We start from the raw sequence: 21,841 nt of genomic DNA on the forward strand, positions 1-21,841 counted from the left end.
GGCCCGGGTCATTTTTCACGGCGTTTTCTTAGGTGTGGTGGAAGATGGGCCCATGGACTGGGGGCGCGTGCTCTACACCGTGGCCTGGGTGGGCCTGCCCATGGGGATAGGGGTCCAGCTCCTCCACAACCCTCCCAAGGACCCCCGCCTGTACCTGGCCTACCCCCTCTTCGGCCTCCTCTTCGCCTGGGCCCTCCTCCAGGAACCGAGGAAAGCCCCAAAACTCCTCACCCATGCCCTGGGGGCCTACCTCGTCTTTGAGGCCTGGCGGGCGGGGAGGGAGTACTTCGTGGTGGGCTTCTGGAGCCCCGCCCTCTACCTCCTGGCGGCCTTCGCCTACCCCCTCCCCTATGCCCTTGCCGCAGGTGCCTTCTGGGGTGGGCTCCTGGTCCTCCTGCCCCTCCTTCTGGGCCAGGGGGGCTTCCCCTTCCCCCACTACGCCCTGGCCCAGCCGGTGCTCCTGGCCCTGAGCCTCCTCCTTGCCCGCTTCCGGGAGTACTACGGCCAGGTGCGCTTCTGGCGGGAGCAGGCCCTCACCTGCCCCCTCACGGGCCTCCCCAACCGCCGCGCCTTGGAGATGGCCCTGGAGCGGGAGGCGGCCCGGGTGGAGCGGGGGGAGAGGCCCTTCAGCCTGGTCCTCATGGACCTGGACGACTTCAAGAAGTTCAACGACGAGCGGGGCCATCCGGAGGGGGACCGCCTTTTGAAGGAGGTGGCCCGCTACCTGAAAGAGCACGTGCGCCAGGGGGACCTGGTGGGCCGCTGGGGTGGGGAGGAGTTCGCCCTCCTCCTCCCCGCCACGGACCCCCTCCAGGCCGAGCGCCTTTCGGAGCGCTTGCGGGAGGGGCTCAAGGCCTTGGGGGTGAGCGCCAGCTTCGGGGTGGCGGGCTACCGGGGGGACCTCGAGGAGCTCTACCGCCGGGCGGACGAGGCCCTGTACCGGGCCAAAGAAAAGGGCAAGGACCGGGTGATGCGCGCCACCCGGGAGGGTTAAGGCAGCCGGTAGCCCGCCTTCTGGAGGACCTGCCGGGCCGCTTCCTTCTCCTCCCGGGTGGCGAAGCCGAGCCTCAAGGCCCCCGCCGCCTCGCGGATGGTGAGGACCTCGATGTCCTTGATGTTGACCCCCGCTTCCCCCAAGGCGGTGGCGATGCGGGCGATCTCCCCGGGGCGGTCGGGCACCTGGACCACCAGGTCGTGCATCTCCGGGAGGAGGCTTCGGCGGACGATGGGGAGGCTGTCCCGGGTGCGCTTGGCCGCCTCCGCCGCCTTCAGGAGCTCTTCTGGTTCGTCCAGAAGCCCTTCCAGCTCTAGAAGGACCGCCCTCAGCTCCTCTATGGCCCCTTTCAGGGCCTCCTTGTTCTCCACCACCATGTCCCGGCTCATCCTGGGGCTCCCCGAGGCCACCCGGGTGAGGTCCCGGAACCCCCCCGCGGCCAGGAACATGAGGAGGTCCCGGTGGGGGTGGCCGGCCACCAGGCGGTTTAAGGCCACGGCCAGGAGGTAGGGGAGGTGGGAGACCCGGGCCACCAGCTCGTCGTGGAGGAGGGGGGGCATCTCCAGGGGGTAGGCCCCCAGGGCCTCCACCAGCCCCCTGATCCCCTCCCTGGCCTTGGGGCTCGTCCTTTCCGTGGGGGTGAGGACCCAGACCGCGTTCTGGAGGAGGCCGGCGTGGGCGTTTTCCACCCCGGCCCGCTCGCTCCCCGCCATGGGGTGCCCCCCCAGGAAGTGGGGGAGGAGGCCCTCCAGCGTCCCCACCACCTTCCCCTTCACGCTCCCCACGTCCGTCCAGAGGCTTTCCGGGTGGGCGAAGGGGGCGATGGCCCCCCCGAGCCCCGCCAACGCCCCCACGGGGGCGGCCAGGACCCCAAGCTCCAGCTCCCCCACCCAGGGCCCCACCTCCGGGTGCACCCGGTCCGCCGCCCCCAGGAAGAGGGCCTTTTCCAGGGCCTTTGGGTCCCGGTCGTAGGCGTGGACCTCCTCGGCCAGGAAGCGCTCCTTAAGCCCCAGGGCCACGCTGCCCCCGAGGAGGCCCATCCCGAAGATGCCCACCTTGCGGAAGAGGGGCTTCATCCCAGCACGGGGCGGGAAAGGGTCTTGCCCAGGGCCTGGCTCAGGCGGCGCACCTTCTCCATGAGCTCGGCGAACTCGTGCTCGTGGAGCTGTTGCGCGGCGTCGGAAAGGGCCCGTTCCGGCTCGGGGTGGGTTTCCACGATGAGCCCGTCCGCCCCCGCGGCGAGCCCCGCCAGGGCCAAGGGCGTGACCCACTCCCGCTTCCCCGCAGGGTGGGAGGGGTCAACCCAGACGGGGAGGTGGGTCCAGCTCTTGAGGACGGGCACCGCGGAGACGTCCAGGGTGAAGCGGGTGGCCCGCTCAAAGGTGCGGATGCCCCGCTCCACCAGGATCACCTGCATGTTGCCCCGGCCCAGGATGTACTCCGCGCTCATGAGAAGCTCCTCCAGGGTCATGCTCATGCCCCGCTTGAGGAGCACGGGCTTTCTGGCCTCCCCCACCGCCTGCAGGAGGGCAAAGTTCTGGGCGTTCCTGGCCCCGATCTGGAAGGCGTCCGCGTACTCCGCCACCAGCTCCACCTGTTCTGGGGAGAGGACCTCGGTGACCACGGGGAGGCCCGTTTCCTTTCTGGCCTCGGCCAGGATCTTAAGCCCCTCCACCCCCAGGCCCTGGAAGGCGTAGGGGCTGGTGCGGGGCTTGAAGGCGCCCCCCCGGAGCATGTGGGCCCCGTGGGCCTTCACGTAGTGGGCCGCGGTGAGGGTCTGCTCCCGGCTTTCCACCCCGCAGGGCCCCGCGGCCACCATCACGTGCCCGCCCCCCGTCTTCCCCGTGGGGAACTCCAGCACCGTGGGGAAGGGCTGGACATCGGTGCTGGCCAGCTTCCAGGGCTTGGAGATGGGGATGACCTCGGCCACGCCGGGCAGGGCCCGGAAGTGCTCCATGAGCTCCGGGGTGGGCCCCCGGCCGATGGCCCCCACCAGGGTGGTTTCCACCCCTTGGGAGACGTGGGGCCGGTAGCCCACCTTCTCAATCTCCCGGATCACGTCCTGAAGCTCCTTTTCCGTGTGGTCCTTGCGCATCACGATCAGCATGCCGCCCTCCTCTAAAGCGCGGGGCGCCCCCGATTGGGGGCGCCCTTCCTTGCGGTGAAACCCTATGCGGGCCGCAGGGCGCCCCCGCCGGGACGATAAAAGCCGAAGGGGCACCCTAGGGTCCGCATATTGCCCCCAAGTTTAGGGGACGCCCCCTCCTTCCGTCAAGACCTCCACCCGCGCCCCCGTGGGGTCCAGTAGGCGCCCCGGGGCCACCCCCCTGGGCGCCAGGAGGGTATAGGAGAGAAGGCCCGTGGCCCCGGGCGGCGCCTTCCCCTGCCCGGCCCAGGTGTTGGCCCCCATGTGGTGGTGGTAGCCGTCCCAGGCGAAGAAGAGGGCCCCGGGGTAGGTGCGCAGGGTCACGGCCATGCCGAGCCTGCCCGCAAAGAAGGCCTCCGCCTCCTCCAGGCGTTCCACGTGCAGGTGGAGGTGGCCAAGGCGGGTCTCGGGGGGAAGGGGGGCGGGGTGGGGGGCTTCCAGGAGGAGCCTTTCCAGGTTTAGGGGGGCGGTGAACATCAGGGGGCCTTTGGGCCAGGCCCCTTCCGGCCGGTCCCGGTAGAGCTCGAGGCCACTCCCCTCCGGGTCGCGGAAGTAGAGGGCCTCGGAGACCCCGTGGTCCGCGGCCCCCTCAAAGTGGGCCCCCGCTTCCCAAAGCCTCCGGAAGACCCCCGCCAGGGCCTTCCGGTGGGGCAGGAGGAGGGCCACGTGGTAAAGGCCCACGCTGGGGTAGGGCCTTAGGGGGGCTTGGGGGTCGTGGAGGAGGAAGAGGCTAAAGGCCCCGCCTTCGGGGAAGAGGCGGTGGCGGGGCGGGTCCGCCTCGTGCTTTAGGCCCAGGAGGTCCCGGTAGAAGGCGAGCATGGGCTCCAGGGCCCGCACCCTTAGGGTGAGGCTCTGGAGCCTTAGGGGGAAGCCCACGGCTTAGCGCGAAACCGCCTCCTGGGCCTTCACCGCCTCCGTGTCCACGCTGAAGCGGACCTCCTCCCCCACGAGAAGCCCCCCCATCTCCAGGGGCACGTTCCAGGTGAGGCCGAAGTCCTTACGGTTCAGCTTCCCTTCAAAGTGGGCGGCCATGCGCTCGTTCCCCCAGGGGTCCTTGGCGGGGCCATAGGTTTCCACCTCAAAGCCGAGGGGCCGGGTCACCCCGCGGAGGGTGAGGTGCCCCTCCACCCGGTAGCGCCCCTCCCCCAAAGGGGTGATCCTCTCGCTCTGGAAGACGATCTCCGGGTGGTTCTCCGCGTCTAGGAAGTCGGGGGAACGGAGGTGGTGGTCCCGGTCGGCCACCCCGGTGTGGATGCTCTGGGCGTCCAGGCGGGCCTCCACCCGGATGGGCCTGCCCGCCTCGTCCGTTTCCACGTAGCCCTCCTTGAGGTTCAGGGTGCCCTTCACCGTGGCGATCATCATATGGCGCACCGCGAACTCCACGCTGGTGTGGGTGGGGTCCAGGTTCCACCGCATAGGCTCTCCTTTCTGGCCCTAGGGCCAGTTGCTACATTAAGCCAAGCGCTTTTAAAAGTCAAGCGCTATAAAAAGAAGGCCGGAAGGGAAGCCCCAGGGCCTCCGCAAAGGCCTTAAGCCCCAGGCGGTCGGGCTCTTCCAGGTGGTAGCGGAAGTTCCAGAGGTAGTGCTCCAGAAGGGCGGGGTGCACCCCTAAGCGCTCCGCTTCCCCCCGGGCCACCTCTCCCAGCTGGGCCAGGCCCTTCCGCCGGGCCCGCCTCAGGGCCTGGACCACGGCCTTGGGGGGCGGGTCCTCGAGGCGGTAGGCCCAGACGGCGAAGACGAAGGGGAGGCGGGTGCGGCGGAACCAGGCCATGGCGAGGTCCGTCACCCTAAGCGCCCCGAAGGCGCTGGGGAGGGCGTGGGGGGTTTCGGGCAGAGCCTTCAGGAGCCCCGCGTAGGCCCTAATGGCCCGGTCCCCGATGAGGAGGACCCCGTCGTAGGCCTCCAGGAGTTCCAGCCCCCCTTCCTCCCGCCGGTACTCGGGCTTTCCTCCCGCCTCCTTCAGAAGGAGCTTCAGAAGGGCCACGCTGGTGGCGCTTTCCGTGGTGAGGGCCACGCGGTGGAGCTCCGAGAGGGGCTTTTTATGGAATAGATTCACTGAATACACGGGCCCCAGCACCGCCACGGAGAAGTCGGGGAGGAGGCCTAAGGCCTCCTGGTGGGTGAGGTAAAAGAAGCTGGAGGCCAAGGAGAGCCCGATCTCCCCTTCCAGGAGGAGCCGGTTCAGGGCGGTGGGGGGGGCGTGGACCACCTCGAGGCCCTCCCCTTCCAAAAAGCGCACCAAGGGGGCCACGTTGGCGTAGGGGGGGAAGCCCAGGCGGTAGCTCATGCCTCCACGGCGTCCCAGACCCGGACCTCCCGGTAGAGGGCGTCCCGCTCCACGGGGATGCGGCCCGCCCGCAGGATGATGCGGGCCAGCTCCCCCTTGGTGAGGCCCTTAGGGGTGGGGCTTCCCGCCATGTGGACGATCCGTTCCTCAATGAGGGTGCCGTCGATGTCCGTCACCCCCCAGTCCAGGGACACCTGGGCCAGCTCGGGGGTCAGGGTGGCCCAGTAGCCCTTGATGTGGGGGAAGTTGTCCAGGTAGATGCGGGCCACGGCGAGGTTTTTCAGGTCGTCCACCCCGGTGGTGAACCCCTTCTTCCCAAGCTCCCGGGCAAGCGGGTTCCCGTCGGGCTGGAAGGCCAGGGGGATGAAGCTCATGAACCCACCGGTCTCGTCCTGGAGCCGCCTTAAGCGCTCCATGTGGTCCAGGCGCTCCTCCAGGGTCTCGATGTGCCCGTAGAGCATGGTGGCGTTGGTGGGGAGGCCCAGGGCGTGGGCCGTGCGGTGCACCTCCAGCCACCCCTCCGCGCTCACCTTGGCCCGGGCTATGCGCTTCCGCACCCGCTCGGCGAAGATCTCCGCCCCGCCCCCCGGCATGGCGTCCAGGCCCGCCTCCTTCAGGGCCTGGAGCACCTCCCGGTAGGGGAGGCGGGCGATCTTGGAGAAGTGGTGGATCTCCGCCGCGGTCCAGGCCTTCACCTGGGCTTCGGGGAAGTTCGCTTTGAGGGCCCGCACCAGGTCCAGGTAGTACTGGAAGGGCCTCTTGGGGTGGTGCCCCGCGGTGAGGTGGATCTCCTTTAACCCCGGCTGGTAGCGGGCCTTGATCCAGGCCACCACCTCCTCCACGTCCCAGTCCCAGGCCCCTTCCTCCCCGAACCTTCGCTGGAAGGCGCAGAAGGTGCACCCCACGTAGCAGATGTTGGTCTGGGAGACCCGTATGGAGTGGACGAAGTAGGTCTTGTGCCCGTGCTTCCTTTCCCGCACCCAGTTGGCCAGGCGCATGAGGGTGGGGAGGTCTTGGGTCTGGTAGAGGACGAGGCCCTCCTCAAAGCTGACCCGTTCGCCCGCCAGGACCTTTTCGGCGATGGGGACGAGACGGGGGTCTTGGATCCCCTTCATCCCCCCGAGTCTACTCCCCCTCGAGGCTTCGGGCTAGGGCCTCCACCTCCTTTTTCCTTCCCCCCACCGCCCGCTCCTGGAGGAGGTTTTTCAGGTAGCGGTCCGTGAGGAGGAGGTCCACGTAGGGGTGGACCGTGGCCGCCATGACGAAGTCCAGGAGGTCCGAGGGGCGGGGCCTGCGGGTGGGGTCCTTGCGGCTTCGGGCGACGAGGCGGGCGAGAAGCCGCACGAAGGGGACCTCCTTAAGCCCGGTGCGCCGCCTGATCTCCTCCCGCACCCAGGCCTCGAGGGCCCGTTCGGGAAGAGGGGGCAGGCCTTCCAGGAGGCCTTGGAAAGGGGAGAGGTCGGCCGGGGCCTCCCAGCTTCCCCCCCGCCAGAGGAAGTCCTCCCGGTAAAGCCCCCGCGCCTGCTTCCAGGCGATCTCCTCCCAGGGGCGCACCCAGTAGCCTCCGGAGAGGGCGGCGAAGACCTCCTGGAGGGCTGGGAGAAGGTAGCCCGCCTTCTCCTCCGGCCCCCGTACCGGGTGGAGGGTCTCCAGCACGTGGAAGGGGCTTGGGGGGGCGAGGGCCTTCCCCTTTAGGGCCCGGAAGAGGCGGCCGAAGGCCTCGTGCCCCTTCTGGCCCAGGAGGTGCTTGGCCATGCGGCTGGCGTAGTTCTGGTCCAGGTAGAGGAGCACTACTTGCGGGTAAGCCAAAGGGCCAGGGCCAGAAGGGCCACCCCGGCGGCGAAGAGGAGGAAGTCCAGGGCTTCTTGGGGCTTGAAGACCAGGGCCTTCTCAAAGAACTTCACCACCAGGATCATGACCACCACCTGGCCCAGCTTCTCCTTGAGGTCCGAAAGGCTTTCCACCGCCAGGACGTTCTCCAGGGGGAGGTCCAGCTTCCTCAGGAAAAGCTCAAAAAGCCCCAGGCCGAAAAGGAGGAAGACCGCCGCCAAAAGGGCCAGGTCCACCGCCCCCACCATCTTGGGGAGGGCGGCCTCGAGGCCTAGGGGAAGGGCCAGGAGGACCTCCTTGAGGGCATGGTAGGCGAAGTAGAGCGCCCCTAGGAGGAGGCCCGCCACGGGCAGGAGCATGCTCCAGCGGGCCAGGTGGGCCAGGGTCTCCCAGCGGAGCCTAGGGGACATAGGGGGCCTCCTTGGAGGGGGCGGTGGAGGAGCGCTCGATGAGGGTGGGCTCAAAGCGCACCGCCCTCGGGGGCCCCGCGTAGCCCTGCATCCTCTCCAAAAGGAGCTGGGCCGCCCGGGCCCCCATGGCCTCCACGGGCTGGGCCACGGTGGAAAGCCCGAGCTCCTCCGTGAAGGGGTGGCCGTCGTACCCCAGGACCCGCACCTCCTTCCCCGGGGTGAGGCCCAGGCGCTGGGCCTCCTCCAGGACCCCTAGGGCCACCTGGTCCGCCCCGGCGAAGACGTTGATGGGCGGGGAGGCCTTTTCCAGGAAGTGGCGCAGGGCGAGCCTGCCCCCTTCTGGGGAGAGCCGGGTGACGTAGAGGTGGTCTTCGGGGAAGGGCCGGCCCGCCTCCAGGAGGGCTTCCCGGAAGCCCGCCATGCGCTCGCTGAAGACGGTGTGGCGGAAGACCCGGTCGGGCTCCTCCTCCACCTTGATGGCGAAGACGGCCCCGGGGAAGCGGGCCAGGTACGCCCCCGCCATCCTCCCCCCTAGGCGGTTGTCCAGGTAGACGGAGTCGTACTGGGGGTTCTTGGCGTCCACCAGGACCACGGGCCGGTCGGTGGGCAGGCGCCCCCCTTCAAAGCGCTCGGAGAGGTCGTAGGAGGCCAGGATGAGGCCGTCCGTGAGGTAGGCCAGGGTGGTGCTCTCCAGGTAGCGCTCCAGCCGGGCCAGGGAGAGGATGGGGAAGAGGGCCAGGTCGTAGCGCTTTTCCAAAAGGACCCCCTCCAGGCCTTCCAGAAGCCTCCGGTAGAACTCCGTGGCCACGAAGGGGAGGAGGACGGAAACCGTGTAGCTCCTTCCCCCGGCGATGCGGCGGGCGTGGGGGTTTGGGGTGTAGCCCAGCTCCTCCATGGCCTTAAGCACCCGGGCCCGGGTTTCGGGCCGCACGGCGGGGTGGTTGTTCAGCACCCGGCTCACGGTGCCGATGCCCACCCCCGCCCGCTCGGCCACCTCGTGGATGGTGGGTTTCCGCTTCATGGCTGGGAGTGGAAGCCCTTCATGGAAACTTCCACGCTTCCAGGATAGGGCCTTTTCCGCCTTTCCGCCAGCCCCCTGGCAGAATGGGCCTATGGGCTACCTCCTCCTGGCCTACCTCCTGGGCTCCTTGGTGGGGGGGCTCCTCTTCTTCCCGGAGGTGCGGGGGAAGGACCTGCCCGGGGGGTCCGGGGTCTTTCGGAAAAAGGGCCCTTGGGCGGCCCTCCTGGTGGTGCTTTGGGACGTGGGGAAGGGGGTGTTGGCCCTCCTCCTCACCCCCGAGCCCCTCCGCCCCTACGCGGGGGCGGCCCTGGTGGCCGGGCACACCTGGCCCCTCTTCTTCCGCTTCCGGGGGGGTGGGGGGATCGCGCCCTCCTTGGGCTACTTCCTGGCCTGGTACCCCCGGGAGACCCTCCTGGCCTCGGCCCTGGCCCTCGGGGTGGCGGGGGCCTACCACCTCCTTTGGTGGCGGAAAAGGCGGGGGGTTTACCCCATCCCCTTTGGGGCCATCTTCGGCTACCTGGCCCTTCTCTTCCTCCTGCCCTCCCCGGGGCGGCTTGGGGCCTTGTGGGTGGCCGGGGTGGTCCTCCTTCGGGGTTTGGAAATCCTAAGGGGCAGGTGGTAGGTTAGGGCCATGAAGATCCTACGGTTCAACGAAGGGCGCTGGGGCATCTTGGAAGGGGAGATGGTTCTGGAAACGGACGCCCCCGGGGGGAACCCCACGGGGAGGCGGTACGACCTGGCCTCGGTGACCCTCCTCCCCCCGGCCACCCCCAGCAAGATCGTCTGCGTGGGGCGGAACTACCGGGAGCACATCCGGGAGATGGGGTACGATTTCGGCCACGACCTCCCCAAGGAGCCGGGCCTTTTCCTCAAGGCCCCCAACACCCTGGCCCGCCCCGGGAACCCCAGGGACCCCTGGGGGAGCGCGGAGCCCGTGCCCTACCCCGCCTTCACGCAGGAGCTCCACTACGAGGGGGAGCTCGCCGTGGTCATCGGGGACCGGATGCGGAGGGTCCCGCCCGAACGGGCCCTGGACCACGTGCTGGGCTACACCATCGGCCTAGACATCACCGCCCGGGACGTGCAGAAGAAGGACCTCCAGTGGGTCCGGGCCAAGAGCGCGGACGGGTTCCTCCCCCTAGGCCCCTGGATTGAGACCGACCTGGACCCCCAGGCCACCTGGGTGCGCACCTGGGTGAACGGGGAGCTCCGCCAGGAGGCCCCCACCTCGGCCATGATCTTCACCGTGGCCGAGATCCTCTCCTACATCTCCTCCTTCATGACCTTGGAGCCTTTGGACGTGGTCCTCACCGGGACCCCCGAGGGGGTGGGGCCTTTGAGCCCGGGGGACCGCCTCGAGGTGGGGGTGGAGGGCATCGGGACGCTTTTCAGCGTCATCGGGCCCAGGGAGGGGTAGGCCATGGAGGTCCGGGTGCTGGACTGCCGCTTCCAGGGGGCAGAAGGGGTCATCGCGAGCTTCCTCCTGAAGACGGAGGCGGGGCCCATTCTGATTGAAACCGGCCCCGAGCGCACCTTCCCCGCCCTGGTGGAGGCCTTGGGGAGGGAAGGGGTGGCCCCGGAGGAGGTGGGCCACGTCTTCGTCACCCACATCCACCTGGACCACGCGGGGGCCGCCTGGCGCTTTGCGGAGCTTGGGGCCACGGTCTACGTCCACCCCAAGGGGGCCCCGCACCTTATAGACCCTTCCAGGCTCCTCGCCTCCGCGGAGCGGATCTACGGGGACCTCCTGAAGCCCCTTTGGGGGGAGGTGAGGCCCATCCCTGAGGGAAGGGTCCGGGCCCTCACGGACGGGGAGGAGGTACGGATCGGCGGGGTCACGGTCCAGGCCCTGGAGACCTTGGGCCACGCGGTCCACCACCACGCCTACCGGGTGGGGGAGGCCCTCTTCGCGGGGGACATCGCCGGGGTGCGCATCGCCCCGGGGCCCGTCCTTCCCCCCACCCCGCCCCCCGACATCCACCTGGAAAGCTGGTACGCCTCCCTAGACCGCCTCAAGGCCCTCCGCCCGGAGGTCCTCTACCTCACCCACTTCGGCCCCTACACCGATGTGGAGGCCCACCTGGAGGCCCTGAGGGCAAGGCTTAGGGCCTGGGCGGACTGGGTCCTGGCCCGGCTTAGGGAGGGGAGGGACCCCCAAAGCCTCACCCCCGAGTTTGAAGCCTACTGGCGGCAGGGGCTGGAGGAGGAAGGGGTGGACGGGGCCCTGGCCCGGCTCTACGAGCTCGCCGACCCCCCCTACATGAACCTCCAGGGCCTCGTGCGCTACTGGCAGAAGCACCACCCCGAGGCCCTATGACCCCCTTTCCCCTGGGCCGCCCGGCCCGCATCGCCGTCCTCGCCTCCGGGCGGGGGACGAACCTGAAGGCCCTCATGGAGGCCTTCCCCAAGGGCCACCCCCTGGGGGAGGTGGCCCTGGTCCTTTCGGACAACCCCGAGGCCCTAGCCCTCCGGCGGGCCCAGGAGGGGGGGGTGGAGGCGGTGGCCCTCCCCTGGCGGGGGCGGCGGGCCTTTGAGGAGGAGGCCTTGGCCCTTTTGGAGGCGAAGGGCATAGACCTGGTGGCCCTGGCGGGCTTCATGCGCCTCCTCTCCCCCCGGTTCGTGGACCCCTGGTACGGCCGCCTCCTGAACCTCCACCCCTCCCTCCTCCCCGACTACCCCGGCCTAAACGTTCACCGGCGGGTCCTGGAGGCGGGGGAGGCCTGGACGGGGACCACGGTGCACTTCGTGGACCGGGGGATGGACACCGGGCCCATCCTCCTCCAGGCCCGGGTGCCCGTCCTGCCCACGGACACCCCGGAGGCCCTGGAAGCCCGGGTCCTCAGGCGGGAGCACCGCCTCTACCCCAAAGCCCTCCGCCTGGTCCTCCTGGGCTACGGCTTCCCGCCAGAAGGCCTAAGGCCCCTTGTGGGGGAGGAGGCCTGGGCCCGCCTCCAGGCCCTTTCCCCCCGGGTGCGCCCCTTCCACCTCCTGGCCTCGGGCTTCCTCCTCCAGGCCGGGAAGGCCCACCTGGCCCCCGAAGCCCTCTTGGGAAGAGGGGGCCCCTGGGCCCGGGGGGCCTTCCTCTTCGCCCGGCTTGTGACCGAGGAGGACCCCCTTCTTAGGGAAGAGCTCCTGGAGCTCCCCGAGGAGGTGGGGCGGGCGGTGGCGGAGGCCCTCTTCCGGGTAGAATCCCCCTTATGAAGGTCCTGGTGGTGGGTTCGGGGGGGCGGGAGCACGCCCTCCTCTGGAAGGCGGCCCAAAGCCCCCTGGTGGAACGGCTCTACGCCGCCCCCGGCAACGCGGGGATGGCGGAGCTCGCCGAGCTCGTCCCCTGGAACGGGGAGGTGGAGGCCCTGGCGGACTGGGCCCTAGGGGAGGGGATTGACCTCACCCTGGTGGGCCCGGAGGCCCCCCTGGTGGAGGGGATTGCGGATGCCTTCCAGGAGCGGGGCCTTAAGATCTTCGGTCCCACCCAGAAGGCGGCCATGATTGAGGGCTCCAAGGCCTTCGCCAAGGCCCTCATGGAGCGCTACGGCATCCCCACCGCCCGCCACCGCACCTTCCAGGACCCCCTTCTGGCCCTGGAGTACCTGGAGGAGGTGGGGGTGCCCATCGTGGTGAAGGACTCGGGCCTGGCCGCGGGGAAGGGGGTCACGGTGGCCTTTGACCTGCACACCGCCAAGCAGGCGGTGGCCAACATCCTGAACCGGGCAGAGGGGGGGGAGGTGGTCATCGAGGAGTACCTGGAAGGGGAGGAGGCCACGGTCCTGGCCCTCACCGACGGAAAGACCATCCTCCCCCTCCTCCCCTCCCAGGACCACAAGCGCCTCCTGGACGGGGACCAGGGCCCCATGACCGGGGGGATGGGGGCCATCGCCCCCTACCCCATGGACCCCGCCACCCTAAAGGCGGTGGAGGAGAGGATCCTTAGGCCGCTCCTCGAGGGCCTTGAGGCGGAAGGGGTGGTCTACCGGGGGGTGGTCTACGCGGGCCTCATGCTCACGAAGGAGGGCCCCAAGGTTCTGGAGTTCAACGCCCGCTTCGGCGACCCCGAGGCCCAGGCCCTCCTGCCCCTCTTGGAGAATGACCTGGTGGAGCTGGCCCTAAGGGTGGCCGAGGGGCGGCTTGCCGGCACCCGGCTCTCCTGGAAGGAGGGGGCCTCGGCCTGCGTGGTCCTGGCCGCCCCCGGCTACCCGGAAAGCCCCAGGAAGGGCATCCCCCTCCACCTCCCCGAGCCCCCGGAAGGGGTCCTCCTCTTCCACGCGGGGACCCGGAGGGAGAAAGGGCGGCTTGTGAGCGCCGGGGGGCGGGTCCTCAACGTGGTGGGCCTCGGGGCCACCCTGGAGGAGGCCCTGGAAAGGGCCTACGGCTTCATCCCCAGGATCGGCTTCCCGGGGGCGGTCTACCGGAAGGACATCGGGGCCCGGGCCCTCAAGGCTAGTACCTGAGCCGGGCCAAGGGGAGCCCGGCGCAGGCCCGGAGCACCGCCCCCAGGGTCCGGTACCCCTTCCCCTCTAGGAGGGGGATCATCTTGGCGAAGACCTCCGCGGTCATGAGGGCGTCCCCGAGGGCGGTGTGCCGCCCCAGAACGGGCACCCCAAACCGCTCCGCTAAGGCCTCGAGGCGGTGGTCCTCCAGGTCGGGGAAGAGGAGGTGGGAGAGGAGGAGGGTGTCCACCAGGGGGGTCTTCTCCACGCCCGCCTGCCTCAGGAAGGCCATGTCAAAGGCCCCGTTGTGGGCCACCAGGACGGTTTCCTCTATGAAGGCCATGAAGGCGGGCAGGACCTCCTCCAGCCTGGGCTTGCCCTTAAGCATCTCCCAGGTGAGGCCGTGGACCTCGGTGGAGGCCTTGGGGATGGGCCGGCCCGGGTCCAGAAGGGCCTCAAAGGTTTCCCCCTTGAGGACCCGCCTTCCCAGGAGGTGCACCGCCCCCAGGGCGATGATCCGGTCCTCCCTGGGGTTAAGCCCCGTGGTCTCCAGGTCAAAGGCCGTGTAGAGGAGGCCCCCCAGGGGGGCCTCCTCCAGGGCCTTGGGGGCTTGCAGAAGGCTTAGGTCAAAGACCTCCGCCCTAGGGGGCGGGCCCTCTTCCCGCACCCGCTTAGGCACGGGGCGGGCGGGAAGGAGGAGGACCAGGCGGGTTCCTTCCCGCCACAGGCTCCCCCCCGCCTCCCCCACCGCCTTCCCCAGGAGGGGGGTGGGGGTGGGGGCTTCCTCGGCCAGGACCTCGAGGCGGAAAAGCCCCCCCATGGCCTCCCCCCGGAGCCAGACCGCCTCCCCCAGGGGCTTCAGGCCCTCCAAAAGCCCCCGGGCCAGGGCGAAGGTGTCCACCCGCACCAACAGCCCCCGGGCCTCCTCCGCCAGGGACTGCCCCGGGGCGTAGCCCAGGCCCCGCTCTATGGCCTCCGAGAGGAGGCGGAGGAGGTCTTCCGAAAGCACCTCCTCCGCCCTCGGGGGTGGGGCGAGGGCCTCCGCGAGCCCCGCCACCTCCTCCGCGGCGGCCCGGGCCGCCCGTAGAAGGGGGGTGAGCCCTGGGGGCACCTCCCCCTCCAGGGCCTCCACCAACGCCTTGAGCCCCGCCGCCTTGTCCTTCAGGCGGAAGAGGAGGTCCTCGGGGAGGGCGGCCCCCTCCTCCTCAGGTTCCAGGAGAAGCAAAAACCCCTCCTCCAGGGGCAGGGCCTGGAGCCTCAAGGCCCCCTTGGGCCCCTGCGCCAGGAAGCGCTCCCCGGGCAGGGCCAGGGCGTGGACCAGAAGGGCCCGGTCCAATAGGCCAAAGAGGCTTTTCCCCGCCCCAAGCCCCTCCCCCAGAAGGGTCCGGGCCTTGGGGTTGTAGAGGAGGACCTGCCCCCGGGCGTTGGCCACCACCACCCCCTGGGGCAGGTGGCCGATGAGGGCGGAAAGCTTCTCCCGCTCTTCCTCCAGGAGGGCCCTCGCCTCCTTAGCCCGGGCCTCGGCCTCCTGGAGGAGGCGTTCCTTTTCCTCCGCCAGGCGGTTGATGAGGTCCGCCAGGGCCTGAAGCTCCAAGGGCCCCCTTAGCTTCAGGCGGTGCCCGGGGTTCGTGAGGAGGACCGCCCCCTCCTGCCCCAGGGCCCGGGCCGCGGCCAGGTAGCCCAGGAAGAGGGGGCGGAGGAGGAGGGCCAGGACCCCCAGGAAGAGGAAGAGGAGGAGGAGGAGCAGGGGGGCCTTGGCCCGGGCCACCTGGAGGAGGGCCTCCTTGAGCGCCTCCTCGCCTTGGAGAAGGAGGAAAAGCCCTAAGGCGAGGCTTCCTCCCATGAGGAGAGCCCCCACCAAGAGGGCCCCCAGGAAGCGGAGGAGATCCCTCATCCCTCCCCCAGAAGCCTCCGCACCTCTTCCATCAGGGCCCGGGTGCTGAAGGGCTTGGTCATGAAGGCCTCCGCCCCTAAGGCCAGGGCCTTGGCCCGGTCCGCCTCCCGGCCCCGGGCGGTGAGGACCAGGACCTTGGGCCTTTCCGGCCTCCCCTTAAGGGCCTCCAGGACGGAAAACCCGTCCAGGCCCGGGAGCATCAGGTCCAGGACCACCAGGGCGAAGCCCCCTTCCTCCAGGGCCCTTAGGGCCTCCTCCCCCGTGCGCGCCAGCACCACCTCGTGCCCCCCCTTCCTCAGGAGGAACTCCAGGGGCACCAGGATGCTCTCCTCATCGTCCACCAAGAGAACCCGCATCCTCCACCTCCAGGGGCAGGGTGAAGGCGAAGCGCCCGCCGGGCCCCGCCTCCGCCCAGATCCTGCCTCCCATGGCCTCCACCATCCGCCGGGCCAGGGAAAGCCCCAGGCCCAGCCCGCCGGTTTTGCTCTGGAAGGGCTCAAACACCCGCTCCACCTCCTCCGCCCCAAGCCCCGGCCCGTCGTCCTCCACCCGGAAGAGGGCCTCCTGGCCCTCTTTCCTCAGGGTAAGCCGGACCTCCCTCCTGGCGTGGCGGAGGGCGTTGGAGAGGAGGTTGAGGAGGACCTGGAGGAGCCGGTCCCGGTCGGTCTGGGCGGAAAGGGCCTCCAGCCTTCCCGAAAGGACCACCCCCCTTTCCCCCGCCAGGGGGGCCACCAGGGCCAGGGCCTCCTCCGAAAGGGCCTTCAGGTCCACCCGTTCCCGCTTGAGGGGGAGGGCCTGGAGGCGGGAAAGCTCCAAGACCTCCTCCACCAGCCGGGAAAGCCGTTCCATCTCTTTGCGCACCAAGGTGGTGAACCGGGCCCTTTCCTCCTCCGGGAGGTCCTTGTGGTCCTCCAGGATCTCCACCAGGGCCCGGGCCGCGGCCAGGGGGGTGCGGAGCTCGTGGGCCACCGCGGCCAGGAACTCGTCCTTCGCCTGGTCCATGGCCTTGAGGCGCTCGTAGGCCTCGGAAAGTTCCGCCCGGGCCTCCTCCAGGGCCTTGGCGTAGGCCCTCACCGCCTGGGATTCCTGGGCGGCTTCCGCCACGGCCTCGAGGGGGGCCTCCTGGGTCACGGAGAGGAGGAGGAGGCGGGCGGTGGCGGGCCCCACCGCCCCCGCCAGGAGGGCCTCCGCCCGGGCGGCCAGCTCCGCCCCTTCCCCAAGCCCCCGGGCCTCTTCCAAAAAGGCCCGCTTGGCCTCAGGGCCCAGGACCCTTTCCAAAAGCTCCGCAAGCTCCTCCGCCTTCCCCAGCCGGGAGAGGGCGGGCACCCCTTGGGTGAAGGCCAAGGCCTCCCGGGCCTCCTCCTTCCGGGGGCGGGTGAGGTGGGAGACCAGGAGGTGCAGGGCCAGGTTGAGGGTGAGGCTTGCCAGGAAGCCGTGGGTCACGGGGTCCAGGTCTCTCACGCCCAAAAGCCCCTCGGGGCGGAGGAGGGGGTGGGGGCCCTCCAGGAAGGCCTCGGGAAGCCAGCCGGAGCGGGCTAGGGCGGGGAGGAAGAGGGTGTAGGCCCACACGCCCATCCCTCCCAGAAGCCCCGCCAGGGCCCCCTGCCTGGTGCTTCCCGTCCAGAAGAGGCCGAGAAGCCCCGCCGGGGCCAGCTGGGCCACGGCCACGAAGGAGATGAGCCCCATGGCCACCAGGGCGTAGGCCTCCCCCGCCAGGCGGAAGTAGAGGTAGCTCAGGAGGAGGATGAGGAGGATGGAGGCCCGCCGCCAGAAGAGGAGGCTTCCCAAAGCCCGGTAGCGGAGGAGGAAAGGGGAGAGGAGGTGGTTGGAGACCATGACCGAAAGGGCCAGGGTTTCCACGATGACCATGGCCGTGGCCGCGGAAACCCCCCCCAAAAAGGCCAGGAAGGCCAGGGCCTCGCTTCCCAAGGAAAGGGGCAGGGCCAGGACGTAGAGGTCCGGGGGGGCCTCGAGGCGGAGCCGCCCCCAAAGGGCCAGGGGGAGCACCGGGAGGTTGATGAGGAAGAGGTAGAGGGGAAAGGCCCAGGCCGCCTGGGGGAGGTGGCGCTCCTCCTGGTTCTCCACCACCGCCATGTGGAACTGCCGGGGGAGGAAGAGGAAGGCCAGGCCCGAAAGCAGGGTGAGGCTCACCCAGGCCAGGTGCCCCCCAAGCCCCTCAGGGGGGAGGAGGAGGGGGTGGAGCTCGGGCCGGGCCAGGGCCTCGGGGAAGGGGTTCCCGAGCTTCAGGAGCACCCACCCCCCCACCAGGAGGAAGGCGAAGAGCTTCACCAAGGACTCAAAGGCCACCGCCAGCACCAGCCCCTCGTGCCTTTCCGAGGGGTCCAGGCGGCGGGTGCCGAAGAGGATGGCGAAAAGGGCGAGGCTTAGGGCCACCACCAGGGCCACGTCCCCCAAAGGGCGGCTTTCCCCTTCCAGGTAGAGGAACCCCTGGGCGATGGCCTTCAGCTGGAGGGCCAGGTAGGGGAGGAGGCCCACCACCAAAAACCCCGCCACCAAGGCCCCGACAAGGGGGTCCCGGCCGTAGCGCACGGAGAGGAGGTCGGCCCAGGAGGTGAGGCGGTAGGCCCGGGCAAGCCTCAAAAGCCGGAGGTGCAAAAAAGGCCAGAGGGTGAGGACCAGGGTGGGCCCGAGGTAGACGGGGAGGAAGGTGGCCCCTTCCGTGGCCGCCCGCCCCACGCTCCCAAAAAAGGTCCAGGCCGTGGCGTAGACCGCGAGGGATAACGCGTAGGTCCAGGGGCTTCGCACCAGGGCCCGCCCCCGGCCCTCCCCCAGGAGGCCCACCAGGAAGAGGAGGCCCAGGTAGAGGAGGAGGCCCAGAAGGAGCCCGCTCATCGCCGCACCCCCAGGTAGAGGAGGAGGATGAGTCCCCCCCAGGCCAGGAAGAGGTAGAGGTAGAAGGGGGGCAGGCCCAAGGGCCCCTGAGGGCCGAAGAAGAGGGGAAAGGGCAGGCTGAAGAGGAAAGCCCCCAAGAGAAAGAGGAGAACGCTTCGCACCCTCATCGGAGCTGGAACCGGACGGCGGTGTTCTCCTGCACCTCCTGGATGGCCCGGAAGCCCTCCAGGGCCCGCCTCTTCTCCCCCGGGGAGAGGGCCTCCCAGCGCACGCGGTTTTCCGGAGGCCGCCCCTCCTCCAGGGCCTGGAGCTGGGCCTTGAGGCGGAGCCCGAAGAAAAAGCCGAAGGCCTCCTCCAGCCGTTCCGCCCCTTCCCGGCTTAGGGTGCCCCCCTGGGCCGCGGCCCTAAGCCGCGCCCCGGTGCCCTTGGCGGGGCTTCCCGCCATGAGGGCGTAGAGGCGGGCCAGGGCCACGATGGGGGCCAGGGCCTGCCGCTTTAGATCTATGAAGCCCCCTTCCGTGCGCACCCGTCCAAAGAGCCCCAGGGGAGGGCGGAACTCCAGGGCGGCCTGGGCCAGGTGGTAGAGGAAGACCCCCCGCTTGGCCCCCTGGAGGATGGCCTCCTCCAGGGGGGCGAGGGGGAGGCTTCCCCCCACGGGCCGCAGGTCAAAGAAGATCTGGGTTTCCAGGAGGGCCTTGGGTTCCGGGGCCTCCATCCAGCGGCGGAAGGTGTCCACCCATTCCTTTAGGGGCATCCGCCAGCGGGTGGCCATGTACCCCCCCTTGCACTCCGGGATGCCCGCCTGGATCAGCCCCCCCACCACCGCCTCGGCCAGGGGGGCGAAGTAGGCCTCATGCCCCCCCTCCGAAAGGACCAGGGCGTTGTCCTGGTCCGTGAGGAGGGCCTGCTCCCGCCGCCCTTCCGAGCCGAAGACCATGAAGCTGTAGGGCACAGGGGGCGGGCCCAGGCGGGCCTCCGCTTCCTTTAGGAGCCTCTTGATGAGGGCGTCGTTCAGCCCCGCCACCACCCGGCCGATGTCCCAGGGGGAAACCCCCCCCTGGAAGAGGTGGGCCACCAGCCGGGCCACCTCCTCCGCGTAGCGGGAAAGCTCCAGCCGCTCCACCCGCCTCAGGAGGACCAGGGGGCTTTCCATGCTGGGGAGGAGGTCGGTGTGGGTCACCACCCCCACCACCCGCTCCCCCTCCACGAGCACCAGGTGGTGGATGCCCCGCTCCACCATGGCCGCCAGGGCCTCGTAGAGGGGGGTGTCCGTGGGCAGGGCGAAGAGGGGCCGGGTGGCCACCTCCCCCACGGGGGTGGAGGGGGGAAGGCCCTGGGCCAGGACCCGGTTCCTCAGGTCCCGGTCCGTGAGGATGCCCAAGGGCTCCCCCTCCACCAGGAGGCTGGAAACCCCCTCCTGGGCCATCTGCCGGGCGGCCTCCTCCACCGTGGCCGTGGGGGCGATGAAAAGGGGCGCGCGGCGCACCAGCCGCCCCACGGGGGTGAAGAGGTTCGCCCGAAAGCCCTGGAGGCGCCCCCGTTCGGAGAGCCCCTCCAAGAAGAAGCGGGCGGCCTCGGGGAAGGTGAGGAGCCAGAAGAAGACCTCCTTGGGCCAGCGAAGGACCTCCACGGGCTCGAGGGCCTCCACCCCCAGGGCCGGGGGCTCCCCTAGGAGCAGGGAGGGGAAGCCGAAAAAGCGCCCTGGCCCTAAGACCTCCACCGGCCGCTCCCCGTCCTTCAGGGCCACCCGGCCCTGGGCCACCAGGTAGAGGTGGCGGGCGGGCTCCCCCCCCTGGACCAGGATCTCCGCCCCTTCGGGGTAGGTGGCCCGCTCCGCCTGGGCCCGTAGGCGCTCCAAGGCCGCCTCAGGCAGGGCCTTTAGGGGTGGGATCCGGGCGAGGTCCATGGTCTGGGGTGAGCCAGGCGAAGAGGGGGACAATAAAGTGCAGGGCCACCTGGGCCTGGAAGAGGATCAAAAGGCCGATCCCCAGCATGAAGGCCGGGGGGAGGAGGACGAAAAGCCGCACCACCCGGCCAAGCCCTGGGGGGGGCAGGGGCCAGAGGCGGTGGTAAAGGAGGCCAAGCCCCATGCCTATCCCTACCCCAAGGGCCACCTGGAAGAGGTGGAGGGGTGTGGGGAAGGGGAACCCCAAAAGGTAGTGCCCGAGGAGGTAGAAGGCGAAAAGCAGGCTTAGGCTTCCCAGAAAGAACCTTAGATGGCGCATAGCCTCACCTCTTAGCTTAAGCCGGGGGGCTGAACCCCCCAGGCCCTAAAGGGCCTGGGGGGTTAGCCGGAAGGCGTTAGTGGTCCACCGCGGCCCCGCTCCCCTTGGGGGTGCGGATCTCGTCCACCAGCTTCTGGATCTCCGCGGGGGGCGGTGGCGTGGCCCGGGAGACCAGGTAGGCCACCAGGAAGTTGAGGAGCATGCCCACGGTGCCGATGCCCTCCGCGGTGATGCCCAGGATGAAGTTGGGCCAGCCCAGGTACTTGGTGCCGATGATGTAGGCGGCGGTGAAGACCAGGCCCACCACCATGCCCGCCACCGCCCCTTGCATGTTCATCCGGCGGTCAAAGATCCCCAGGAGCAGGGCGGGGAAGAAGGTGCTGGCGGCCAGGCCGAAGGCGAAGGCCACCAGCTGGGCGATGAAGGCCGGGGGGTTGATGCCGAAGGGGGCGGCCAGGATCACCACCAGGGCGATGATCACCCGGGCAATGGTGAGCTTGGTGCCCTCCGAGGCCTGGGGGTTGATCATGCGGGTGTAGAGGTCGTGGGAGATGGCGCTGGCGATGACGATGAGAAGCCCCGCGGCGGTGGAAAGGGCCGCGGCCAGGCCCCCGGCGGCCACCAGGCCCACGATGAAGGGGGCCAGCTTGGCCACCTCCGGGGTGGAGAGGACGATGATGTCCCGGTCAATGGTGACCTCGTTTGCGTCCGCCTGCCCGCTCATCTGGAGGATGCCGTCCCCGTTCTTGTCCTCAAACTTGAGGAGGCCGGTCTTCTCCCACTTGGCCACCCAGTCGATCTGGCGCACCTCCTCTAAGGGCTTGTTCGCCAGGGTGTTCAGGAGGTTGTACTTGGAGAAGACGGCCACCGCGGGGGCGGTGGTGTAGAGGAGGCCGATGAAGAGCAGGGCCCACCCCGCGCTCCAGCGGGCATCGGAGGCCTTAGGCACCGTGTAGAAGCGGATGATCACGTGGGGCAGGCCGGCCGTGCCCACCATGAGGGTCAGGGTGATGAGGAGCACGTTGAGGGCCGAGAGGTTCTGGAAGGGGGCCACGTACTCCTTGAAGCCCAGCTCCACCTGGAGCTGGCTCAGGCGCACGGCGAAGTCGGAGAAGGTGAAGGAGAGCTGGGGGATGGGGTTGCCGGTGAGGAGGTTGGAGAGGGCGATGCCCATGATGAGGTAGGCGGTGATGAGCACCGCGTACTGGGCCACCTGGGTCCAGGTGATGCCCTTCATCCCCCCGATGACGGCGATGAAGGCGGTGACCAGAACCGCCGCCCAGACCCCCGTGGCCACGTCCACCCCCAGGTAGCGGGAGAGGACGATGCCCACACCCCTGAGCTGGGGCACCATGTACACGAAGGAGACGAAGATGGCGCTGATGATGGCCACCACCCGGGCCAGGTTGGAGTAGTAGCGGTCCCCCACGAACTCGGGCACCGTGTACTTGCCGTACTTCCGGAGGTACGGGGCGAAGAGAAGGGCCAGGAGCACGTACCCCCCTGTCCAGCCCATGAGGTAGACCGCCCCGTCGTAGCCCAGGAAGGAGATGAGGCCCGCCATGGAGATGTAGCTGGCCCCGGACATCCAGTCCGCGGCGGTGGCGGCCCCGTTGGCCACAGGGGGCACCCCCCGGCCGGCCACGTAGAAGCCCGCGGTCTCCCGCACGCGGGCCCAGTACCCGATGCCCAGATAGAGGGCGAAGCTCAAAAGAACGATAGTCCAGGTCCAAACTTCCGCGTTCATCCCCCAC

The 21,841-nt window shown here is 69.8% G+C and carries 22 protein-coding genes; 6 read left to right on the top strand and 16 right to left on the bottom strand.

Translation table 11 applies throughout. The features are described from left to right. Positions 1 to 52 precede the first annotated feature (52 nt). On the top strand, positions 53 to 994 hold the full coding sequence (locus tag B043_RS0101440; protein WP_018460684.1) for a GGDEF domain-containing protein: 942 nt from the start codon (positions 53 to 55) through the stop codon (positions 992 to 994). Here the strand turns inward: B043_RS0101440 and B043_RS0101445 are convergent. The 9 genes from B043_RS0101445 to B043_RS0101485 all read right to left on the bottom strand — a co-directional run bounded on the left by B043_RS0101445 (position 991) and on the right by B043_RS0101485 (position 8,688). Then, the gene (locus B043_RS0101445; protein WP_018460685.1) at positions 991 to 2,070 is read right to left on the bottom strand and encodes a prephenate dehydrogenase/arogenate dehydrogenase family protein; all 1,080 of its coding nucleotides are present in this window, start codon (positions 2,068 to 2,070) and stop codon (positions 991 to 993) included. The two genes, B043_RS0101440 and B043_RS0101445, sit on opposite strands and share 4 nt — an antisense overlap. Beyond that, positions 2,067 to 3,101 carry a 3-deoxy-7-phosphoheptulonate synthase gene (gene aroF / locus B043_RS0101450; RefSeq protein WP_016328834.1) on the bottom strand — a complete coding sequence of 345 codons (1,035 nt, stop codon included), beginning with the start codon at positions 3,099 to 3,101 and terminating at the stop codon, positions 2,067 to 2,069. Before aroF ends, B043_RS0101445 begins: the two co-directional genes overlap by 4 nt. Positions 3,102 to 3,242: 141 nt before the next feature. Beyond that, positions 3,243 to 4,016, bottom strand: coding sequence for a VOC family protein (locus tag B043_RS0101455; protein WP_018460686.1), 774 nt, complete (start codon positions 4,014 to 4,016; stop codon positions 3,243 to 3,245). Positions 4,017 to 4,019: 3 nt separating this feature from the next. Further along, positions 4,020 to 4,556, bottom strand: a complete 537-nt coding sequence (locus B043_RS0101460) for a YceI family protein (protein WP_018460687.1) — start codon at positions 4,554 to 4,556, stop codon at positions 4,020 to 4,022. A gap of 58 nt (positions 4,557 to 4,614) precedes the next feature. Beyond that, positions 4,615 to 5,427, bottom strand: coding sequence for a menaquinone biosynthetic enzyme MqnA/MqnD family protein (locus B043_RS0101465; RefSeq protein WP_018460688.1), 813 nt, complete (start codon positions 5,425 to 5,427; stop codon positions 4,615 to 4,617). Beyond that, complete coding sequence (gene mqnE, locus B043_RS0101470; protein WP_018460689.1) at positions 5,424 to 6,542, bottom strand: aminofutalosine synthase MqnE; 1,119 nt, start codon at positions 6,540 to 6,542, stop codon at positions 5,424 to 5,426. Before mqnE ends, B043_RS0101465 begins: the two co-directional genes overlap by 4 nt. Before the next feature lie 10 nt (positions 6,543 to 6,552). Continuing rightward, the gene (locus tag B043_RS0101475) at positions 6,553 to 7,218 is read right to left on the bottom strand and encodes a hypothetical protein (RefSeq protein WP_018460690.1); all 666 of its coding nucleotides are present in this window, start codon (positions 7,216 to 7,218) and stop codon (positions 6,553 to 6,555) included. Beyond that, complete coding sequence (locus B043_RS0101480; RefSeq protein WP_018460691.1) at positions 7,218 to 7,667, bottom strand: YqhA family protein; 450 nt, start codon at positions 7,665 to 7,667, stop codon at positions 7,218 to 7,220. The genes B043_RS0101475 and B043_RS0101480 overlap by 1 nt, the downstream gene beginning before the upstream one ends. Further along, positions 7,657 to 8,688: a LacI family DNA-binding transcriptional regulator gene (locus tag B043_RS0101485; RefSeq protein ID WP_016328840.1), complete on the bottom strand. Its 1,032-nt coding sequence runs from the start codon at positions 8,686 to 8,688 to the stop codon at positions 7,657 to 7,659. The genes B043_RS0101480 and B043_RS0101485 overlap by 11 nt, the downstream gene beginning before the upstream one ends. A gap of 91 nt (positions 8,689 to 8,779) precedes the next feature. Here B043_RS0101485 and B043_RS0101490 point away from each other — a divergent pair, with 91 nt between their 5' ends. Genes B043_RS0101490 through purD form a run of 5 tightly spaced genes read left to right on the top strand, consistent with a single transcriptional unit; the run spans position 8,780 to position 13,136 of the window. Continuing rightward, positions 8,780 to 9,310, top strand: coding sequence for a glycerol-3-phosphate acyltransferase (locus tag B043_RS0101490; protein ID WP_018460692.1), 531 nt, complete (start codon positions 8,780 to 8,782; stop codon positions 9,308 to 9,310). A gap of 9 nt (positions 9,311 to 9,319) precedes the next feature. Beyond that, complete coding sequence (locus tag B043_RS0101495; RefSeq protein WP_018460693.1) at positions 9,320 to 10,105, top strand: fumarylacetoacetate hydrolase family protein; 786 nt, start codon at positions 9,320 to 9,322, stop codon at positions 10,103 to 10,105. 3 nt (positions 10,106 to 10,108) lie between these two features. Next, positions 10,109 to 11,005, top strand: coding sequence for an MBL fold metallo-hydrolase (locus tag B043_RS0101500; protein WP_018460694.1), 897 nt, complete (start codon positions 10,109 to 10,111; stop codon positions 11,003 to 11,005). Continuing rightward, positions 11,002 to 11,889 carry a phosphoribosylglycinamide formyltransferase gene (gene purN, locus B043_RS0101505; protein ID WP_018460695.1) on the top strand — a complete coding sequence of 296 codons (888 nt, stop codon included), beginning with the start codon at positions 11,002 to 11,004 and terminating at the stop codon, positions 11,887 to 11,889. Before B043_RS0101500 ends, purN begins: the two co-directional genes overlap by 4 nt. Further along, positions 11,886 to 13,136, top strand: coding sequence for a phosphoribosylamine--glycine ligase (gene purD / locus B043_RS0101510; RefSeq protein ID WP_018460696.1), 1,251 nt, complete (start codon positions 11,886 to 11,888; stop codon positions 13,134 to 13,136). The genes purN and purD overlap by 4 nt, the downstream gene beginning before the upstream one ends. Here the strand turns inward: purD and B043_RS0101515 are convergent. From B043_RS0101515 to B043_RS0101545, 7 genes are all read right to left on the bottom strand, one after another. Then, a complete protein-coding gene (locus B043_RS0101515; RefSeq protein ID WP_018460697.1) occupies positions 13,126 to 15,009 on the bottom strand; it encodes a 3'-5' exonuclease in 1,884 nt (627 codons plus the stop codon). The two genes, purD and B043_RS0101515, sit on opposite strands and share 11 nt — an antisense overlap. Next, positions 15,006 to 15,365, bottom strand: coding sequence for a response regulator transcription factor (locus tag B043_RS0101520; protein ID WP_016328847.1), 360 nt, complete (start codon positions 15,363 to 15,365; stop codon positions 15,006 to 15,008). Before B043_RS0101520 ends, B043_RS0101515 begins: the two co-directional genes overlap by 4 nt. Next, positions 15,340 to 17,862 carry an ATP-binding protein gene (locus B043_RS0101525; RefSeq protein ID WP_018460698.1) on the bottom strand — a complete coding sequence of 841 codons (2,523 nt, stop codon included), beginning with the start codon at positions 17,860 to 17,862 and terminating at the stop codon, positions 15,340 to 15,342. The genes B043_RS0101520 and B043_RS0101525 overlap by 26 nt, the downstream gene beginning before the upstream one ends. Further along, positions 17,859 to 18,023 carry a hypothetical protein gene (locus B043_RS12885; RefSeq protein WP_169335125.1) on the bottom strand — a complete coding sequence of 55 codons (165 nt, stop codon included), beginning with the start codon at positions 18,021 to 18,023 and terminating at the stop codon, positions 17,859 to 17,861. The genes B043_RS0101525 and B043_RS12885 overlap by 4 nt, the downstream gene beginning before the upstream one ends. Before the next feature lie 2 nt (positions 18,024 to 18,025). After that, a complete protein-coding gene (locus B043_RS0101535; RefSeq protein ID WP_018460700.1) occupies positions 18,026 to 19,768 on the bottom strand; it encodes a DUF294 nucleotidyltransferase-like domain-containing protein in 1,743 nt (580 codons plus the stop codon). Next, positions 19,728 to 20,087, bottom strand: coding sequence for a hypothetical protein (locus tag B043_RS0101540; protein WP_016328851.1), 360 nt, complete (start codon positions 20,085 to 20,087; stop codon positions 19,728 to 19,730). Before B043_RS0101540 ends, B043_RS0101535 begins: the two co-directional genes overlap by 41 nt. Before the next feature lie 76 nt (positions 20,088 to 20,163). Beyond that, on the bottom strand, positions 20,164 to 21,834 hold the full coding sequence (locus tag B043_RS0101545; protein WP_018460701.1) for a sodium:solute symporter family protein: 1,671 nt from the start codon (positions 21,832 to 21,834) through the stop codon (positions 20,164 to 20,166). Between the last annotated feature and the right edge of the window lie 7 nt (positions 21,835 to 21,841).

It is taken from the genome of Thermus oshimai DSM 12092, from assembly GCF_000373145.1.
GTDB lineage: Bacteria > Deinococcota > Deinococci > Deinococcales > Thermaceae > Thermus > Thermus oshimai.

Bases quoted from the DNA above. Each gene is read 5' to 3' on its own strand.
- B043_RS0101440 (WP_018460684.1), top strand. From the start codon at position 53: ATGGACTGGGGGCGCGTGCTCTACACCGTGGCCTGGGTGGGCCTGCCC.
- B043_RS0101445 (WP_018460685.1), bottom strand. From the start codon at position 2,070: ATGAAGCCCCTCTTCCGCAAGGTGGGCATCTTCGGGATGGGCCTCCTC.
- aroF (WP_016328834.1), bottom strand. From the start codon at position 3,101: ATGCTGATCGTGATGCGCAAGGACCACACGGAAAAGGAGCTTCAGGAC.
- B043_RS0101460 (WP_018460687.1), bottom strand. From the start codon at position 4,556: ATGCGGTGGAACCTGGACCCCACCCACACCAGCGTGGAGTTCGCGGTG.
- B043_RS0101465 (WP_018460688.1), bottom strand. From the start codon at position 5,427: ATGAGCTACCGCCTGGGCTTCCCCCCCTACGCCAACGTGGCCCCCTTG.
- mqnE (WP_018460689.1), bottom strand. From the start codon at position 6,542: ATGAAGGGGATCCAAGACCCCCGTCTCGTCCCCATCGCCGAAAAGGTC.
- B043_RS0101480 (WP_018460691.1), bottom strand. From the start codon at position 7,667: ATGTCCCCTAGGCTCCGCTGGGAGACCCTGGCCCACCTGGCCCGCTGG.
- B043_RS0101485 (WP_016328840.1), bottom strand. From the start codon at position 8,688: ATGAAGCGGAAACCCACCATCCACGAGGTGGCCGAGCGGGCGGGGGTG.
- B043_RS0101490 (WP_018460692.1), top strand. From the start codon at position 8,780: ATGGGCTACCTCCTCCTGGCCTACCTCCTGGGCTCCTTGGTGGGGGGG.
- B043_RS0101495 (WP_018460693.1), top strand. From the start codon at position 9,320: ATGAAGATCCTACGGTTCAACGAAGGGCGCTGGGGCATCTTGGAAGGG.
- B043_RS0101500 (WP_018460694.1), top strand. From the start codon at position 10,109: ATGGAGGTCCGGGTGCTGGACTGCCGCTTCCAGGGGGCAGAAGGGGTC.
- purN (WP_018460695.1), top strand. From the start codon at position 11,002: ATGACCCCCTTTCCCCTGGGCCGCCCGGCCCGCATCGCCGTCCTCGCC.
- purD (WP_018460696.1), top strand. From the start codon at position 11,886: ATGAAGGTCCTGGTGGTGGGTTCGGGGGGGCGGGAGCACGCCCTCCTC.
- B043_RS0101515 (WP_018460697.1), bottom strand. From the start codon at position 15,009: ATGAGGGATCTCCTCCGCTTCCTGGGGGCCCTCTTGGTGGGGGCTCTC.
- B043_RS0101520 (WP_016328847.1), bottom strand. From the start codon at position 15,365: ATGCGGGTTCTCTTGGTGGACGATGAGGAGAGCATCCTGGTGCCCCTG.
- B043_RS0101525 (WP_018460698.1), bottom strand. From the start codon at position 17,862: ATGAGCGGGCTCCTTCTGGGCCTCCTCCTCTACCTGGGCCTCCTCTTC.
- B043_RS0101535 (WP_018460700.1), bottom strand. From the start codon at position 19,768: ATGGACCTCGCCCGGATCCCACCCCTAAAGGCCCTGCCTGAGGCGGCC.
- B043_RS0101540 (WP_016328851.1), bottom strand. From the start codon at position 20,087: ATGCGCCATCTAAGGTTCTTTCTGGGAAGCCTAAGCCTGCTTTTCGCC.
- B043_RS0101545 (WP_018460701.1), bottom strand. From the start codon at position 21,834: ATGAACGCGGAAGTTTGGACCTGGACTATCGTTCTTTTGAGCTTCGCC.